Raw genomic sequence first — 16,834 nt, forward strand, 5'->3', positions numbered from 1 at the left:
CCGGGTCGGCATCTCCGCGCGTACCGGCCGCCCCTGAATCCGGCCGGTACGCGCGGAGCCCTCCCCCCGGACCGGCTGCGCGCGACGAGCGCCTGTTCTTTTCTGCTCGTTGCGGCCGATGTTCTTGCCGAAAACGTCAACTGTCAACGGGGTGGAGCGGTTCGCATGGTCCTAGGACCCGGGGCGCAGGGCGGATGACCGATGGCTTCGCGATCATGCGCTGCCTAGGCTGGCTGAGGAGACGCCACGCTCAGGAAGAGGTCACGATGCCGGTCCACGGCCGCAGTCACATCCGTATCGCCCGCCCGTCCCGCGACCTCGCCGCGGCGGAGCGTTTCTGGGCCGACGGGCTCGGTCTGGCCGTCGTGTGGCGGGCCGAGGGCGGCGCCGAACCGGGCCACCACGACCTGCTCATGCTCGGCTGGCCCGACGCCGGCTGGCACCTGGAACTCGTCCACGACCAGGCCGACCCCGTCGAACCCCGGCCCACGGAGGAGGACCTCCTGGTCGTCTACGTCGACGGTCCCGTGCCGCAGGACCTGGTCGCCCGACTCGAACAGCACGGCGGCAAGCGGGTCCCCTCGCCCAACCCCTACTGGAACAAGTGGGGCGTGACGATCGAGGACCCGGACGGATACCGGCTGGTGCTGTGCGAGCGGGCGTGGTCCAACTCGTAGGGGACGGGCCGGACTCGGAGACGGCCCGATTCGCCACGGACCGGGACCGACGCGGACGCGGCCCCCACGCGTGGCGGGACGGAGCCGGCCCCGGCTGGCTCGGGGCCACCCTGGTCGGCAGATGATCCGGCGCGGCCCGTCGCGGCTCGGCGCGGGTCATAGCGGGGATGGGCCGGACTCGGGGGCGGTTCGACTCGTCACCGGCCGGGGGCCCCGGCGCGGATGCGGCCCTCACTCGTGGCGGGAGGGAGCCGGACCGTAGGCGGCCCCGACCGGCAGATGACCCGGCGAGACCCGTTGCGGACCGGCGCGGGTCACAGCGGGCCGGTCCGCGGGGATGGGCCGGACTCGGAGACGGTTCGACTCGTCACGGGCTGGGACCGGCGTGGACGCGGCCCACTCGTGGCGGGGCGGAGCCGGACCGTAGGTGGCCCCGACCGGCTCGGGGCCACCCTGGTCGGCAGATGAATCGGCGCGACCCGTTGCGGGTCACAGCGGGCCGGTCCGCGGGGATGGGCCGGACTCGGGGACGGTTCGACTCGTCACGGGCTGGGACCGGCGTGGACGCGGTCCCCACTCATGGCGGGGCGGAGCCGGACCGTAGGTGGCCCCGACCGGCTCGGGGCCGCCCCGGTCGGCAGATGAGTCGGCGCGGCCCCGTCGGCGCTCCGGGCCCGTTCAGGCTCCGACGTACTCCGCCAGGTGCTGGCCGGTGAGCGTGGAGCGGTCCGCGATCAGCTCCGTCGGGGTGCCCTCGAAGACGATCCGGCCGCCGTCGTGGCCGGCTCCGGGGCCGAGGTCGATGATCCAGTCGGCGTGCGCCATGACCGCCTGGTGGTGCTCGATGACGATGACCGACTTCCCGGAGTCCACCAGCCGGTCCAGCAGGCCCAACAGCTGCTCCACGTCCGCGAGATGGAGCCCGGTCGTCGGCTCGTCGAGGATGTAGACCCCGCCCTTCTCGCCCATGTGGGTGGCCAGCTTCAGCCGCTGCCGCTCACCGCCCGACAGCGTGGTCAGCGGCTGCCCGAGGGTGAGATAGCCCAGCCCGACGTCCGCGAGCCGCTCCAGGATCTTGTGCGCGGCCGGCGTACGCGCCTCGCCCGCGCCGAAGAACTCCTCCGCCTCGGACACCGGCATCGCGAGCACCTCGCTGATGTCACGGCCACCGAGGTGGTATTCGAGGACCGCCGCCTGGAACCGCTTGCCCTCGCACTCCTCGCAGGTGGAAGCCACCCCGGCCATCATCGCCAGGTCGGTGTAGATGACGCCCGCGCCGTTGCAGGTCGGACAGGCGCCCTCGGAGTTGGCGCTGAACAGGGCCGGCTTCACGCCGCTGGCCTTGGCGAACGCCTTGCGGATCGGCTCCAGCAGGCCGGTGTACGTCGCCGGGTTGCTGCGCCGCGAGCCGCGGATCCCCGTCTGGTCGACCGTGATCACGCCGTCCTGCCCGGACACCGAGCCGTGGATCAGCGAGCTCTTGCCGGAACCGGCGACCCCGGTGACGACGACCAGTGCGCCCAGCGGGATGTCGACGTCGACGTCCTGGAGGTTGTTCGTAGCGGCGCCGCGTACCTTCAGCGCTCCCGACGGCTCGCGCACGGTGGGCTTCAGCGAGGCCCGGTCGTCCAGGTGCCGTCCGGTGAGCGTGTCGCTGGACCGCAGCCCCTCGACGGTGCCCTCGAAGACCACCTCGCCACCCGCGGTGCCGGCGCGCGGGCCGAGGTCCACGACATGGTCGGCGATCTCGATCGCCTCCGGCTTGTGCTCCACGACCAGCACGGTGTTGCCCTTGTCGCGCAGTTGCAGCAGCAGTTCGTTCATCCGGCGGATGTCGTGCGGGTGCAGCCCGATCGTCGGCTCGTCGAAGACGTACGTCACATCGGTGAGCGAGGACCCGAGGTGGCGGATCATCTTGGTGCGCTGCGCCTCGCCGCCGGAGAGGGTGCCCGAGGGACGGTCGAGGCTGAGGTAGCCGAGCCCGATCTCGACGAACGAGTCCAGCGAGTGCCCCAGCGCGGCCAGCAGCGGCGCCACCGACGGCTCCTTCAGGTCACGGACCCAGTCGGCCAGGTCGTCGATCTGCATGGCGCAGACGTCGGCGATGTTCTTGCCCTTGATCTTCGAGGCCAGGGCCTCCGCGCTGAGCCGGGTGCCGTCGCACTCGGGACAGGTCTGGAACGTCACCGCCCGCTCCACGAAGGCACGGATGTGCGGCTGGAGAGCGTCGACGTCCTTGGAGAGGAAGGACTTCTGGATCTTCGGGATCAGTCCTTCGTACGTGAGATTGATGCCCTCGACCTTGATCTTGGTCGGCTCCTTGTGGAGGAGGTCGTGCATCTCCCGCTTGGTGAACTTGCGGATCGGCTTGTCCGGGTCGAAGAGGCCGCAGCCCCGGTAGATACGGCCGTACCAGCCGTCCATGCTGTAGCCGGGGATCGTCAGCGCGCCCTCGTTGAGCGAGAGGCTGTCGTCGTACAGCGCCGTCAGGTCGAAGTCACTGACCGAGCCCATGCCCTCGCAGCGCGGACACATCCCGCCGAGCCGGTTGAACGTGGCCTTCTCCGCCTTGGTCTTGCCACCGCGCTCCACGGTGATCGCACCGCTCGCGGACACCGACGGCACGTTGAACGAGTACGCGTTGGGCGGGCCGATGTGCGGTGTGCCGAGCCGGCTGAAGAGGATGCGCAGCATCGCGTTGACGTCGGTCACGGTGCCGACGGTCGAGCGGGCGTTGGCCCCCATCCGCTCCTGGTCGACGATGATCGCCGTGGTCAGTCCGTCCAGTACGTCGACCTCGGGCCGCGCCAGCGTCGGCATGAAGCCCTGCACGAAGGCGCTGTACGTCTCGTTGATCAGCCGCTGCGACTCCGCCGCGATCGTGTCGAACACCAGCGAGCTCTTGCCCGACCCGGAGACCCCGGTGAACACCGTCAGCCTGCGTTTGGGGATCTCAATGCTGACGTCCTTGAGATTGTTCTCGCGCGCGCCGTGCACGCGGATCAGATCGTGGCTGTCGGCGGGGTGCGACGCGGTCGGCTGCGGGGTCGTCCTCTTGGTGGCCATGCTGACTGTTCTCCATCGTTCGGCTCGATCTCACCGGCTCCGAGCATTAGGACTGATTTCCCTGCGGGAACAAAGCGTTCCGCGTCGTTTCGCGCCTGGTCAGTTCCGTTCCTGGATACGGACCAGATTGCCCGCGGGGTCACGGAAGGCACAGTCACGCACGCCCCACGGCTGCTTGATCGGCTCCTGGACCACATCGGCCCTCGCCTGAAGCCGGTCGAACACGGCGTCGAGGTCGGCGGTGGCCAGCACGACGCCCGCGTAGGTGCCCTTGGCCATCATCGCGAAGATCGTGCGCCGCTCGTCCTCGGTGACATCGGGGTCGATGCCCGGCGGATGCAGCACGACCGAGGTGCCGGGCTGACCGGCGGGACCGACCGTGATCCAGCGCATCGAGCCCTTGCCGACGTCACCGCGCACCTCGAAACCGAGGAGATCGCGGTAGAACGCCAGCGCGGCGTCCGGGTCGTCCTGCGGAAGGAAGCTCGCGTGAAGGGAGAGGTCCATGCACCTCACGCTAGGCGCGGCCCGGGGACGGGCGCTTCTCGAAAACTGACGGGCCGCGGCGGAGGCGGCGGTGCTTGCCCACCGGGCCCCGCCTCACTAGCCTCCGCGCGTGATCAATGGGGCACATGTGGTGATTCACAGCCGTGACGCCGAGGCGGACCGTGACTTCCTGCGGGAGGTGCTGGGCTGGTCCCACGTCGACGCCGGGCACGGCTGGCTGATCTTCAGGGCACCTCCGACGGAGGTCGCCTGCCATCCCACCGAGGGTGCGGCGGCGTACGAGCTGCTGCTGATGTGCGACGACATCGAGGCCACGACCGCCGAGCTCGGGGGCAAGGGCGTCGGGTTCACCCGCCCGCTCCAGGACGCCGCCTGGGGACGGGTGACCGGCTTCCGGCTTCCGGGCGGCGCCGAGGTCGGCCTGTACGAACCGCGTCATCCGCGCGCCTAGGCGGGTGAAAGCCCGGGTCCCCGGAGCCGTTACGGCGTCCGGGGACCCGGGAGTCCTGCGAGCGGGCGGGGGTCAGGCGGTCACGGTCGCCCGCTCCGCCGTCGGCTTCGGCGTGCGTTCGCCGAGCTGCTCCGTCGGGATGCTGTGGGTCTCGCGGGCCGTGAGGACGGCGATGACCGGCGGGACGCACAGCGCGGCGGTGAAGAACGCGACCGCCGACCAGTCGCTGCCGTCGGGGCCCGCGATCTGCGCGGCGAAGGTGACCGCGAACCCGGCCACGGCGAAACCGATCTGGGTGCCGATCGCCATGCCCGACAGCCGGACGCGGGTGGAGAACATCTCGCCGTAGAAGGCGGGCCACACCCCGTTCGCGGCGCTGTAGACGACACCGAAGGTCACGATGCCCAGCACCAGGGTCAGCGGGTAGTTGCCCGTGGAGATCGCCCAGAGGTACACGAACATCATGACCCCGCTGCCCGCGGCGCCGATCAGGTAGACCGGGCGGCGGCCGATACGGTCCGAGAGCGTGGCCCACGCCGGGATCGTGCCGAGGGCGACGAGGTTGGCCAGCGCGCCCACCCACAGCATCGAGGAGCGGCTCATCCCGACCGAGTCGCTGGTGGCGTACGCCAGCGCCCAGACCGTGAAGATCGTCGAGACCGAGGCGATCAGCGCACCCGCGATCACCCGCAGGACGTCCGCCCAGTGGTTGCGGGCCAGGAACGCGAGGGGCATCTTCACGACGCCCTCGGAGGCGGTCTGCTGCTCGAAGGCCGGGGTCTCCTCCAGCTTGCGGCGGATGACGTAGCCGACGACGGCGACCGCGATGCTCAGGAAGAACGGTATCCGCCAGCCCCAGGACAGCAGCTGGTCCTCGGGGAGCGCGGCGATCGGGATGAAGGCCAGCGTGGCGAGGAGCTGGCCGCCCTGGGTGCCGCTGAGGGTGAAGCTGGTGAAGAAGCCGCGCCGGTGCGGCGGCGCGTGTTCCAGCGTCATGGAGTTGGCGCTCGCCTGCTCGCCGGCGGCGGAGATGCCCTGGAGGACACGGCACAGCACCAGCAGGACCGGTGCGAGCGTGCCGACCTGGTCGCGGGTGGGCAGACAGCCGATGAGGAAGGTCGACAGGCCCATCAGGATCAGCGTGAAGACCATGATCTTCTTGCGGCCGAGCTTGTCACCGAAGTGGCCCAGGAAGAGCGCGCCGATCGGCCGGGCCGCGTAGGCCACACCGAACGTGGCCAGCGACAGCAGGGTCGCGGTGGCCGGGTCGGACTTGTCGAAGAAGATCTCCGGGAAGATCAGCGCGGCCGCGCTGCCGTAGATGAAGAAGTCGTAGTACTCCAGCGCGCTGCCGATCCAAGCGGCAGTGGCCGCCTTTTTCGGCTGCCCGACGGCGTCGGCGGGGACGGACACGAGTGTGCTCCTTCGAGGGAACTCCAACGTATGCGGAGTGAGCGGCGGGGGAGAAGTGCCTGAGCCCTGGGGTGCTGGGTCGGCCGCGCTGGGGTCCTCGGGGCTGCGGTTAATTAACCCACTAGGTAGTTAGTAGCGCTTGGGTAGGGATGTTGCGCCCGCGTTTCCCACGTGTCAAGAGGCCCTGCCGAAGGATCTTCAGTCGGCGATGCGCTCCGCCGTCAGGTAGGCGATCACCATGTCGCCCAGCATGTTCCGGTAGTGCTCGCGCTGCGCGGGGGCGACGAGGTCGCGGCCGAACAGGGCGCCGAAGGTGTGCCGGTTGGCGACCCGGAAGAAGCAGAAGGAGCTGATCATCGCGTGCAGGTCCACGGCGTCCACGTCGGCCGTGAACAGGCCGGACTTCTGGCCCGACTCCAGGATCCGGCGGATCACGTCCAGGGCGGGCGAGCCGATCTTGCCGAGCTTCTCGGAGGCGGCGATGTGCTCGGCCTCGTGGATGTTCTCGATGCTGACCAGGCGGATGAAGTCGGGGTGCTGCTCATGGTGGTCGAAGGTGACCTCGGCGAGCTTGCGGATGGCCGCGACCGGGTCCAGATGCTCGACGTCCAGCTCCTGCTCGGCCTCCCGGATCACGCCGTACGCCCGCTCCAGGACGGCCGTGAACAGCTGCTCCTTGCCGCCGAAGTAGTAGTAGATCATCCGCTTCGTGGTGCTGGTGAGGGCCGCGATGTCGTCGACCCGGGCCCCCGCGAAGCCGACCCGGGCGAACTCGCGGGTCGCGACGTCCAGGATCTCGGCCTTGGTGCGCGCGGCGTCACGGGTGCGCCCGTTGGGTCGTGCCGGTTCTTCCACGCTGGTCATCGGGTTCCTTCGGGTGTGCGGCCAGTGCCGCGATTCTAGAAGCCCGCTCACCCCGCGCGACGGGTCAGGGCTTCCCAAGCGCGCTTTCCGGGTGCTATGACTAACTCACTAGTTCGTACATTAGTGAGCCGCTCAGGAGGTCCGCGTGGCCAAGGACTCGTATCTCGTCGGACTGATCGGTGCGGGCATCGGCCCCTCGCTCAGCCCGGGCCTGCACGAGCGGGAGGCCGACCGCCAGGGTCTGCGTTATCTGTACCGGCTCATCGACATCGACGTCCTCGGCGTCGGTCCGGAGGCGGTCGGCGATCTGCTGCGGTCCGCCCGGGACACGGGTTACGACGGGCTCAACATCACGCACCCCTGCAAGCAGCTCGTCATCGAGCACCTCGACGCGCTCTCCCCGCAGGCCGAGGCGCTCGGCGCGGTCAACACCGTCGTCCTCGAGGACGGCCGGGCCGTCGGCCACAACACCGACGTGACCGGCTTCGCCGCGTCCTTCGCCCGCGGCCTGCCGGACGTGCCGCTGGAGAAGGTCGTCCAGCTGGGCGCGGGCGGCGCGGGAGCGGCCGTCGCGCACGCCACGCTCACCCTCGGCGCGGAGCGGGTCACGGTCGTGGACGCGCTGACCGACCGGGCCGCCGCCCTCGCCGCCTCCCTGAACCGCCACTTCGGCGAAGGCCGGGCCACCCACGCGACCCCGGACCGGCTCCCGGACCTGCTCGCGAGCGCCGACGGAATCGTCCATGCCACCCCCACCGGCATGGCCGCCCACCCCGGCCTCCCCTTCGCCGCAGAACTCCTGCACCCCGGCCTGTGGGTCGCGGAGGTCGTCTACCGCCCTCTCGAGACCGAACTCCTGCGCACCGCCCGCGCGTTGGGCTGCGCCACCTTGGACGGGGGCGGAATGGCCGTGTTCCAGGCCGCGGACGCGTTCCGTCTCTTCACCGGGCGGGAGCCCGACAGCGCTCGCATGCTGGCCGACATCGCGGAGATGGCCGGGGTCGTCGAGAGCTCGGCGGGCTAGGCCGTGTCGATACTGCGGGCCGTCAGTGGCTGGTCGCGCCCCGCGGCGGAGCCGCACATGTACACAGCCCCGCGCCCCTGACGGGGCCCTGTAGGACCGCAGGTCGAAGGAGCATGTCCCATGCGTACGTCCATCGCCACCGTCTCCCTCAGCGGGTCCCTCACCGAGAAGCTCACGGCCGCCGCCCGGGCCGGCTTCGACGGTGTGGAGATCTTCGAGAACGACCTCCTCGCCAGCCCCCTCACCCCCGAGGAGATCCGCACCCGCTGCGCCGACCTCGGTCTCGGCATCGACCTCTACCAGCCGATGCGGGACATGGAGGCGGTGCCCGAGGAGCAGTTCGCGCACCATCTGCGCCGGGCCCGGCACAAGTTCGAGCTGATGGGGCGGCTCGGCGCCGACACGGTCCTCGTCTGCTCCAGCGTCCACCCCCTCGCCGTGGACGACGACGCCCTCGCCGCCGAACAGCTGGGCCGACTGGCCGACCTGGCCCAGGAGTTCGGCGTCAAGGTCGCCTACGAGGCGCTGGCGTGGGGCCGCCACGTGAGCACGTACGACCACGCCTGGCAGATCGTCCGCGCGGCCGACCACCCGGCGCTCGGCACCTGCCTGGACAGCTTCCACATCCTCTCGCGGGGCTCCGAACCCAAGAGCCTCGAAGCCATCGCGGACATCCCCGGCGAGAAGATCTTCTTCCTCCAGCTCGCCGACGCCCCCCTGCTCGCGATGGACGTCCTGCAGTGGAGCCGCCACTACCGCTGCTTCCCGGGGCAGGGTGGATTCGATGTGGCGGATCTTGTACGCCGTGTATTGCATACGGGCTACGACGGTCCGCTCTCGCTCGAAGTCTTCAACGACGTCTACCGGCAGGCCGACGCCGGACCGACGGCCGTGGACGCGCACCGCTCGCTGCTGGCGCTCCAGGAGGCGGTCGGCGTCGCACCCCTGCCCGGGCCCGTCGTCCCCACCGGCGTCGCCTTCGCCGAGCTGGTCACACCCGATGCCGGGCCGGTCACGGCGGTGCTCGGCGCGCTGGGCTTCGCCCGCACCGCACGTCACCGCAGCAAGCCGGTGGACCTGTGGCAGCAGGGCGAGGCCCGACTGCTGGTCAACACCGGGCCCGCCGGACGCCGTGACGGCACCGGCCTCGCCGCGATCGGCCTGGAGTCCCCGGACCCGGCGGGCGCTGCCCGGCGCGCCGAGTCCTTGCTGGCCCCGGTCCTGCCCCGCCGCCGCGCCGCGGAGGACGCCCCCCTGGACGCCGTCGCGGCGCCGGATGGCACGGAACTCTTCTTCTGCGCGACCGGCCGTCCCGAACTGCCCAACTGGCGGGCCGACTTCGCGGACGTGACGCACGAGGCGGGGGCGACGGGAGTGCGGCGCATCGACCATCTGGCGCTCGTCCAGCCCTGGCACCAGTTCGACGAGGCGGCCCTGTTCCACCGCAGCGTGCTCGGGCTCCAGGCCCAGGAGAGCGTGGACGTCGCCGACCCGTACGGGCTGATGCGCAGCCGGGCGGTGACGAACCCGGACGGCAGCGTCCGGATCGCGCTGAGCGTCGGCGCGGCACCCACGGACGACACGGTGCACGCCCAGCACATCGCGTTCGCCACGGACGACGTGGTCACGGCGGCACGTCGGTTCCGGGACGCGGGCGGCCGCGTCCTGCCGATCCCCGCGAACTACTACGACGACCTCGCCGCCCGCTTCGAGTTCGCCGACGGTGAGCTGGAGACGTACCGCGAGCTCGGCATCCTCTACGACCGGGACGCGTACGGCGAGTTCCGCCACTGCTACACCCGCACGGTCGGCCGGGTCTTCTTCGAACTCGTCCAGCGCGACGGCTACCGCGGCTACGGCGCCCCGAACGCCCCGGTGCGGCTGGCCGCGCAGCACGGCGTCACTGGCGGCTGACACACCGGTGACAGGGCGGGGCTCCGGTCGCTTTTTCGACGACGAGGCCCGGGCCACCACGTGGTGGCCCGGGCCTCGTCGTGCGACCGCTACGGCCGGGTGTTCCACTCGGCGATGACCGGGCGGCCGTGTTCCGTGGACAGCCGGCTGACCGTGCCCGTCGCCAGCTGGAAGAGCCGTCCGTCGGCGGGCACCAGGCCCAGCCGGCGGGCCGTCAGCACCCGCAGGAAGTGGGCGTGCGCCACGAGGACCACGTCCCCGTCCGGGAGTGCCGCGTCCACCCGGGCCAGCACCCGGTCGGCGCGTGCCCCGACCTCGGCGGGCGACTCGCCGGGGTGTCCCTCGGGGCCGGGCGGCACGCCGTCGGTCCACAGGTACCAGTCGGGCCGGGTCCGGTGGATGTCGACGGTGGTGACGCCCTCGTAGCCGCCGTAGTCCCACTCGTGGAGGTCGTCATAAGGCAACACCCCTGACAGACCGGCGAGTTCGGCGGTGCGTATCGCGCGGTCCAGCGGGCTGCTGAGCGCGGAGACGAAGGTCCTTCCGGAGAGCAGCGGAGCGAGGGACTTGGCCTGTTCCTCACCGTGCGCGGTGAGGGGCAGGTCGGTCCAGCTGGTGTGCCGGCCCGACACGCTCCACTCCGTCTCTCCGTGGCGGACCAGCAGGAGGTCCCCCACGGTGCGCTACTCCTTCGACTCGACGGCGTGGCCGCCGAACTGGTTGCGCAGCGCCGCGATCATCTTCATCTGCGGCGAGTCGTCCTGGCGGGACGCGAACCGTGCGAACAGGGACGCGGTGATCGCCGGAAGCGGTACGGCGTTGTCGATGGCGGCCTCGACGGTCCAGCGGCCCTCGCCGGAGTCCTCCGCGTAGCCGCGCAGCTTGTCCAGGTGCTCGTCCTCGCCCAGGGCGTTGACCGCCAGGTCCAGCAGCCAGGAACGGATGACCGTGCCCTCCTGCCAGGACCGGAAGACCTCGCGCACGTCGGTCACGGAGTCGACCTTCTCCAGGAGCTCCCAGCCCTCGGCGTAGGCCTGCATCATGGCGTACTCGATGCCGTTGTGGACCATCTTCGCGAAGTGCCCGGCGCCCACCTTGCCCGCGTGGACGAAGCCGAAGTCGCCCTCGGGCTTGAGCGCGTCGAAGACCGGCTGCACCTTCGCGACGTGCTCGGCGTCGCCGCCGACCATGAGGGCGTAGCCGTTCGTCAGACCCCACACACCGCCCGAGACGCCGGCGTCGACGAAGCCGATGCCCTTGGCGGCGAGCTCCTCGGCGTGCTTCTCGTCGTCCGTCCAGCGGGAGTTGCCGCCGTCGACGACCGTGTCGCCGGGGGAGAGGAGGTCGCCGAGCTCATCGACGACGGACTGGGTCGGGCCGCCGGCCGGGACCATCACCCAGACCACGCGGGGGGCTTCGAGCTTCTCGACGAGTTCGGCGAGACTCGCCACGTCGGAGACCTCGGGGTTGCGGTCGTATCCGATGACGGTGTGGCCTGCGCGGCGGACCCGCTCGCGCATGTTGCCGCCCATCTTGCCGAGGCCGATGAGGCCGAGCTGCATCGACGTCATGTCAGCGCACTTCCTTCAGTTCACGGTATGCGGCCACGAGGGCGGCGGTTGACGCGTCGAGGCCGGGTACCTCGGCGCCTTCGGTGAGGGCGGGCTCGACCCGCCTGGCGAGCACCTTGCCCAGCTCGACGCCCCACTGGTCGAAGGAGTCGATGTTCCAGACGGCGCCCTGGACGAACACCTTGTGCTCGTACAGCGCGATCAGCTGACCGAGGACCGACGGGGTCAGTTCCTTCGCCAGGATCGTCGTGGTGGGGTGGTTGCCCTTGAACGTCTTGTGGGTGACCAGTTCCTCCGGGACGCCCTCGGCGCGCACCTCGTCCGGCGTCTTGCCGAACGCCAGCGCCTGCCCCTGCGCGAACAGGTTGGCCATCAACAGGTCGTGCTGCGCCTTGAGTTCGTCGCTCAGCTCGGCCACGGGCCGGGCGAAGCCGATGAAGTCCGCCGGGATCAGCTTGGTGCCCTGGTGGATCAACTGGTAGTACGCGTGCTGCCCGTTGGTGCCGGGCGTGCCCCACACCACCGGTCCGGTCTGCCAGTCGACGGGCCGGCCGTCGCGCTGCACCGACTTGCCGTTGGACTCCATGTCGAGCTGCTGGAGGTAGGCCGTGAACTTCGACAGGTAGTGGCTGTACGGCAGTACCGCGTGCGACTGGGCGCCCAGGAAGTTGCCGTACCAGATGCCCAACAGGCCAAGGAGCAGCGGGGCGTTGGCCTCGGCGGGGGCGGTGCGGAAGTGCTCGTCGACGATACGGAAGCCGTCGAGCATCTCCCGGAAGCGGTCCGGGCCGATGGCGATCATCAGCGAGAGGCCGATCGCCGAGTCGTACGAGTAGCGGCCGCCGACCCAGTCCCAGAACTCGAACATGTTGTCCGGGTCGATACCGAACTCGGTGACCTTGCCGCCGTTCGTCGACAGCGCCACGAAGTGCCGGGCGACCGCCTTCTCGTCGCCTCCGAGGCCGTCGAGCAGCCAGGAGCGGGCCGAGGTGGCGTTGGTGATCGTCTCGATGGTGGTGAACGTCTTGGACGCGACGATGAACAGGGTCTCCGCCGGGTCCAGGTCGCGGGTGGCCTCGTGGAGGTCGGAGCCGTCGACGTTGGAGACGAACCGGAGGGTGAGCGAGCGGTCCGTGAACGCGCGCAGCGCCTCGTACGCCATCGCCGGGCCCAGGTCGGAGCCGCCGATGCCGATGTTGACGACATTGCGGATACGGCGGCCCGTGTGGCCGGTCCACTCGCCGGAGCGGACCCGGTCGGCGAAGCGGCCCATCTTGTCGAGCACGGCGTGCACCTGCGGCACGACGTTCTCGCCGTCGACCTCGACGACCGCGTCGGCGGGGGCGCGCAGCGCGGTGTGCAGGACGGCCCGGTCCTCGGTGAGGTTGATCCTCTCGCCGCGGAACATGGCGTCACGCAGGCCGAACACGTCGGTGGCGGTGGCCAGTTCCTGGAGCAGGGCCAGCGTCTCGTCCGTGATCAGGTGCTTGGAGTAGTCGATGCGCAGATCGCCGACGCGTACCACGTAGCGCTCCGCGCGTCCCGGGTCCGTCGCGAACAACTCCCGCAGCTGCGCGAGCCCTTCGGCGCGGTGGTCCTCCAGGGCGGTCCACTCGGGCCGCCGGGTGAGGTTCGGGGTGTCGGACATCAGCCGTTCTCCTTGGTGGCCTCGCCCCGCAGGGCGACGGCGTACATCTCGTCCGCGTCGAGGCGCCGCAGCTCCTCGGCGATCAGTTCGGAGGTGGTGCGGACCTTCAGCGCGAGGGTGCGCGAGGGCTGGCCGGGCAGCGACAGCGTGGCCAGCGGGCCCTCGGGGCGGTCGATGACGATCTCGCCGTTCGCGGTGCCCAGCCGGACGGCCGTGACGACCGGACCGTCGGTGACCACGCGGTCGACCGTGACGCCGAGGCGGGCCTCCAGCCAGCGGGCCAGCAGTTCGGCGGCCGGGTTGTCCTCCTCTGCCTCCACGGCCGCCGAGGTGATCTTCGCGCGGGCCTGGTCGAGGGCGGCGGCCAGCATCGAACGCCACGGCGTGAGCCGGGTCCAGGCGAGGTCGGTGTCGCCGGGCGCGTAGGAGCGGACCCGGGCCTTCAGGACGTCCAGGGGGTTCTCCACGGCGTACAGGTCGGTGATCCGGCGCTGTGCCAGGGCGCCCAGCGGGTCCTTCGCCGGGTTGTCCGGGGCCTCCACCGGCCACCACACCACGACGGGCGCGTCCGGCAGCAGCAGCGGCAGCACGACGGAGTCGGCGTGGTCGGACACCTCGCCGTAGGTCCGCAGGATCACGGTCTCGCCGGTGCCGGCGTCGGCGCCCACCCGGACCTCGGCGTCCAGGCGCGAGCTGGTGCGGTCGCGCGGGGTGCGGGCGTGCCGCTTGATGACGACCAGGGTGCGCGAGGGGTGCTCGTGCGAGGCCTCCTCGGCGGCCTTGATCGAGTCGTAGGCGTTCTCCTCGTCCGTGACGATGACCATCGTCAGGACCATGCCCACGGCAGGGGTGCCGATGGCGCGGCGTCCCTGCACCAACGCCTTGTTGATCTTGCTTGCCGTGGTGTCGGTCAGGTCGATCTTCATGGCCTGCGCCAGCTCCGTCCGTCTCGTGCGAGCATCTCGTCGGCTTCCTTCGGACCCCAGCTGCCCGACGCGTACTGCGCGGGCTTGCCGTGCCGTGCCCAGTACGCCTCGATCGGGTCGAGGATCTTCCAGGACTCTTCCACTTCCTGGTGACGGGGGAACAGGTTGGCGTCGCCCAGGAGGACATCCAGGATGAGTCGCTCGTACGCCTCCGGGCTGGACTCGGTGAACGACTCGCCGTAGGCGAAGTCCATCGAGACGTCCCGGATCTCCATCGAGGTGCCCGGCACCTTGGAGCCGAACCGCACCGTCATGCCCTCGTCCGGCTGGACGCGGATGACGATGGCGTTCTGCCCGAGCTCCTCGGTGGCCGTGGAGTCGAAGGGGGAGTGCGGGGCGCGCTTGAAGACGACCGCGATCTCGGTGACCCGGCGGCCCAGGCGCTTGCCGGTGCGCAGATAGAACGGGATGCCCGCCCAGCGCCGGTTGTCGACCTCCAGCCTGATGGCCGCGTACGTGTCGGTCTTCGACTGCGGGTCGATGCCCTCCTCCTGGAGGTACCCGGGCACCTTCGCGCCGCCCTGCCAGCCCTCCGCGTACTGCGCCAGCACGGTGTGCTCGCCGATCTTCTCCGGCAGCCGCACCGACTTGAGCACCTTGAGCTTCTCGGTGAGCAGCGACTCGGCGTCGAAGGCGATCGGCTCCTCCATGGCGGTGAGGGCCATGAGCTGGAGGAGGTGGTTCTGGATGACGTCACGGGCGGCGCCGATGCCGTCGTAGTAGCCGGCCCGGCCGCCGATGCCGATGTCCTCGGCCATCGTGATCTGCACGTGGTCCACGTACGACCGGTTCCAGACGGGCTCGTACATCTGGTTGGCGAAGCGCAGCGCCAGGATGTTCTGGACGGTCTCCTTGCCGAGGTAGTGGTCGATCCGGAACACCTGCTCCGGGTCGAACACGTCGTGTACGAGCGCGTTCAGCTCCCGCGCGCTGGCCAGGTCGCGACCGAACGGCTTCTCGATGACCGCGCGCCGCCAGGAGCCCTCCGGCGCCTTGGCCAGTCCGTGCTTCTTCAGCTGCCGGACGACCTTCGGGAAGAACTTCGGCGGTACGGAGAGGTAGAAGGCGTAGTTGCCGCTGGTGCCCCGGGAGGCGTCCAACTCATCGACCGCGGACCGCAGTTGCTTGAACGCGGTGTCGTCGTCGAAGTCGCCGGGGATGAACCGCATGCCCTCGGCGAGCTGCTGCCAGACCTCCTCACGGAACTCCGTCCGCGCGTGCTCGCGCACCGAGTCGTGCACGACCTGCGCGAAGTCCTGGTCCTCCCAGTCCCGCCGGGCGAACCCGACGAGCGAGAAGCCCGGCGGCAGCATGCCGCGGTTGGCCAGGTCGTACACGGCCGGCATCAGCTTCTTGCGGGACAGGTCACCGGTGACACCGAAGATGACGAGCCCGGACGGACCGGCGATCCGGGGCAGACGCCGGTCCTGGGGGTGGCGGAGCGGGTTCTCCCACTCGGCGGACTCAGTGGCCGCGACGGTCTCGGCGGCCGCGGCGAGGGCCTCGGCGGCAGAAGTCTCGGCGGCAGAGGTCTCGGTTGCAGGAGTCCCGGTCATTCCGCGTCCACCCCCTTGCTGTCCAGCGACTTGGCGACGGTGGCCAGCAGGTCGTTCCAGGCCGCCTCGAACTTGGCGACGCCCTCGTCCTCCAACTGCTGCACGACCTCGTCGTAGGAGATCCCGAGCGCTTCTACGGCGGCCAGGTCGGCGCGCGCCCGGTCGTAGCCGCCGGTGACGGTGTCGCCGGTGATGTCGCCGTGGTCGGCGGTGGCGTTCAGCGTCGCCTCCGGCATCGTGTTGACGGTGCCGGGCGCGACCAGCTCGTCGACGTACAGGGTGTCCTTGTACGCCGGGTCCTTCACACCGGTCGAGGCCCACAGCGGGCGCTGCCTGTTGGCCCCGGCACCGGCGAGGGCGGTGAAGCGCTCCCCGCCGAAGACCTCCTCGTACGCCTCGAAGGCGAGCCGCGCGTTGGCGAGCGCGGCCTTCCCCTTGAGGGCGAGGGCCTCGTCCGTGCCCAGCACGGTGAGCCGCTTGTCGATCTCGGAGTCGACGCGGGAGACGAAGAAGGAGGCGACCGAGTGGATGGTGGAGAGGTCGACGCCGTTCGCGGCGGCCTTCTCCAGACCGGCCAGGTAGGCGTCCATGACCTCGCGGTAGCGCTCCAGCGAGAAGATCAGCGTGACGTTGACGCTGATGCCGAGGCCGATGACCTCGGTGATCGCGGGGAGACCGGCCTTCGTCGCCGGGATCTTGATCATGGCGTTGGGACGGTCGACGAGCCAGGCGAGCTGCTTGGCCTCGGCGACGGTCGCCGGCGTGTTGTGGGCGAGGCGGGGGTCGACCTCGATGGAGACCCGGCCGTCGCGGCCGTCCGACGCCGTGTATACGGAATGCAGGATATCGGCGGCGGCCCGCACATCGGCCGTCGTCATCATCCGGACGGCCTCCTCGACTGTGACGCCCCGCAGCGCGAGGTCGGTCAGCTGCTCCTCGTACCCCTCGCCTGAGCCGATGGCGGCCTGGAAGATGGACGGGTTGGTGGTGACACCCACGACGTTCTTGTTCTCGACGAGCCCGGCGAGGTTCCCGGACTCGATCCGCCGCCGTGACAGGTCGTCCAGCCAGATGGAGACGCCCTCGTCGGACAGGCGCTTGAGTGCTCCCGCGGTCGCGGTTGCTTCGGTCACAGTGATCATCTTCTTTCTGGCGAT

At 70.5% G+C, this 16,834-nt stretch carries 14 protein-coding genes; 4 read left to right on the forward strand and 10 right to left on the reverse strand.

Annotated elements, in window-relative coordinates; all coding sequences use genetic code 11:
* Positions 1 to 266: 266 nt before the first annotated feature.
* On the forward strand, positions 267 to 677 hold the full coding sequence (locus OG381_RS38550) for a VOC family protein (RefSeq protein ID WP_327720600.1): 411 nt from the start codon (positions 267 to 269) through the stop codon (positions 675 to 677).
* Between the two features lie 678 nt (positions 678 to 1,355).
* Here OG381_RS38550 and OG381_RS38555 read toward each other — a convergent pair.
* Positions 1,356 to 3,743, reverse strand: a complete 2,388-nt coding sequence (locus tag OG381_RS38555) for an excinuclease ABC subunit UvrA (RefSeq protein ID WP_327720601.1) — start codon at positions 3,741 to 3,743, stop codon at positions 1,356 to 1,358.
* A gap of 99 nt (positions 3,744 to 3,842) precedes the next feature.
* Positions 3,843 to 4,250, reverse strand: coding sequence for a VOC family protein (locus tag OG381_RS38560; protein ID WP_327720602.1), 408 nt, complete (start codon positions 4,248 to 4,250; stop codon positions 3,843 to 3,845).
* Positions 4,251 to 4,359: 109 nt separating this feature from the next.
* Here OG381_RS38560 and OG381_RS38565 point away from each other — a divergent pair, with 109 nt between their 5' ends.
* Positions 4,360 to 4,701 carry a VOC family protein gene (locus OG381_RS38565; protein WP_327720603.1) on the forward strand — a complete coding sequence of 114 codons (342 nt, stop codon included), beginning with the start codon at positions 4,360 to 4,362 and terminating at the stop codon, positions 4,699 to 4,701.
* 72 nt (positions 4,702 to 4,773) lie between these two features.
* Here OG381_RS38565 and OG381_RS38570 read toward each other — a convergent pair whose 3' ends face one another.
* Both OG381_RS38570 and OG381_RS38575 read right to left on the reverse strand, forming a co-directional pair.
* Entirely contained in the window at positions 4,774 to 6,114 is a 1,341-nt protein-coding gene (locus tag OG381_RS38570; RefSeq protein ID WP_327720604.1) for an MFS transporter, read from the reverse strand.
* A gap of 198 nt (positions 6,115 to 6,312) precedes the next feature.
* Positions 6,313 to 6,978 carry a TetR/AcrR family transcriptional regulator gene (locus OG381_RS38575; protein ID WP_327720605.1) on the reverse strand — a complete coding sequence of 222 codons (666 nt, stop codon included), beginning with the start codon at positions 6,976 to 6,978 and terminating at the stop codon, positions 6,313 to 6,315.
* A gap of 145 nt (positions 6,979 to 7,123) precedes the next feature.
* On the opposite strand from OG381_RS38575, the gene OG381_RS38580 reads away from it, so the two are divergent.
* Together OG381_RS38580 and OG381_RS38585 are read left to right on the forward strand one after the other, a co-directional pair.
* Positions 7,124 to 8,002 (forward strand): shikimate dehydrogenase, encoded by an 879-nt coding sequence (locus tag OG381_RS38580; RefSeq protein ID WP_327720606.1) that lies wholly within the window; start codon positions 7,124 to 7,126, stop codon positions 8,000 to 8,002.
* Positions 8,003 to 8,122: 120 nt separating this feature from the next.
* Positions 8,123 to 9,916: a bifunctional sugar phosphate isomerase/epimerase/4-hydroxyphenylpyruvate dioxygenase family protein gene (locus tag OG381_RS38585; protein WP_327720607.1), complete on the forward strand. Its 1,794-nt coding sequence runs from the start codon at positions 8,123 to 8,125 to the stop codon at positions 9,914 to 9,916.
* 89 nt (positions 9,917 to 10,005) lie between these two features.
* Here OG381_RS38585 and OG381_RS38590 read toward each other — a convergent pair whose 3' ends face one another.
* Genes OG381_RS38590 through tal form a run of 6 tightly spaced genes read right to left on the reverse strand, consistent with a single transcriptional unit; the run spans position 10,006 to position 16,819 of the window.
* On the reverse strand, positions 10,006 to 10,593 hold the full coding sequence (locus OG381_RS38590; RefSeq protein ID WP_327720608.1) for a histidine phosphatase family protein: 588 nt from the start codon (positions 10,591 to 10,593) through the stop codon (positions 10,006 to 10,008).
* 6 nt (positions 10,594 to 10,599) lie between these two features.
* On the reverse strand, positions 10,600 to 11,478 hold the full coding sequence (gene gnd / locus OG381_RS38595; protein WP_327722668.1) for a phosphogluconate dehydrogenase (NAD(+)-dependent, decarboxylating): 879 nt from the start codon (positions 11,476 to 11,478) through the stop codon (positions 10,600 to 10,602).
* 10 nt (positions 11,479 to 11,488) lie between these two features.
* Positions 11,489 to 13,135: a glucose-6-phosphate isomerase gene (gene pgi / locus OG381_RS38600; RefSeq protein ID WP_327720609.1), complete on the reverse strand. Its 1,647-nt coding sequence runs from the start codon at positions 13,133 to 13,135 to the stop codon at positions 11,489 to 11,491.
* Positions 13,135 to 14,061: a glucose-6-phosphate dehydrogenase assembly protein OpcA gene (opcA, locus tag OG381_RS38605; RefSeq protein ID WP_327720610.1), complete on the reverse strand. Its 927-nt coding sequence runs from the start codon at positions 14,059 to 14,061 to the stop codon at positions 13,135 to 13,137. Before opcA ends, pgi begins: the two co-directional genes overlap by 1 nt.
* Positions 14,058 to 15,677: a glucose-6-phosphate dehydrogenase gene (gene zwf, locus OG381_RS38610; RefSeq protein WP_327720611.1), complete on the reverse strand. Its 1,620-nt coding sequence runs from the start codon at positions 15,675 to 15,677 to the stop codon at positions 14,058 to 14,060. Before zwf ends, opcA begins: the two co-directional genes overlap by 4 nt.
* Entirely contained in the window at positions 15,674 to 16,819 is a 1,146-nt protein-coding gene (tal, locus tag OG381_RS38615; protein ID WP_327720612.1) for a transaldolase, read from the reverse strand. The genes zwf and tal overlap by 4 nt, the downstream gene beginning before the upstream one ends.
* Positions 16,820 to 16,834 lie beyond the last annotated feature (15 nt).

This window comes from Streptomyces sp. NBC_00490 (assembly GCF_036013645.1).
Lineage (GTDB): Bacteria > Actinomycetota > Actinomycetes > Streptomycetales > Streptomycetaceae > Streptomyces > Streptomyces canus_F.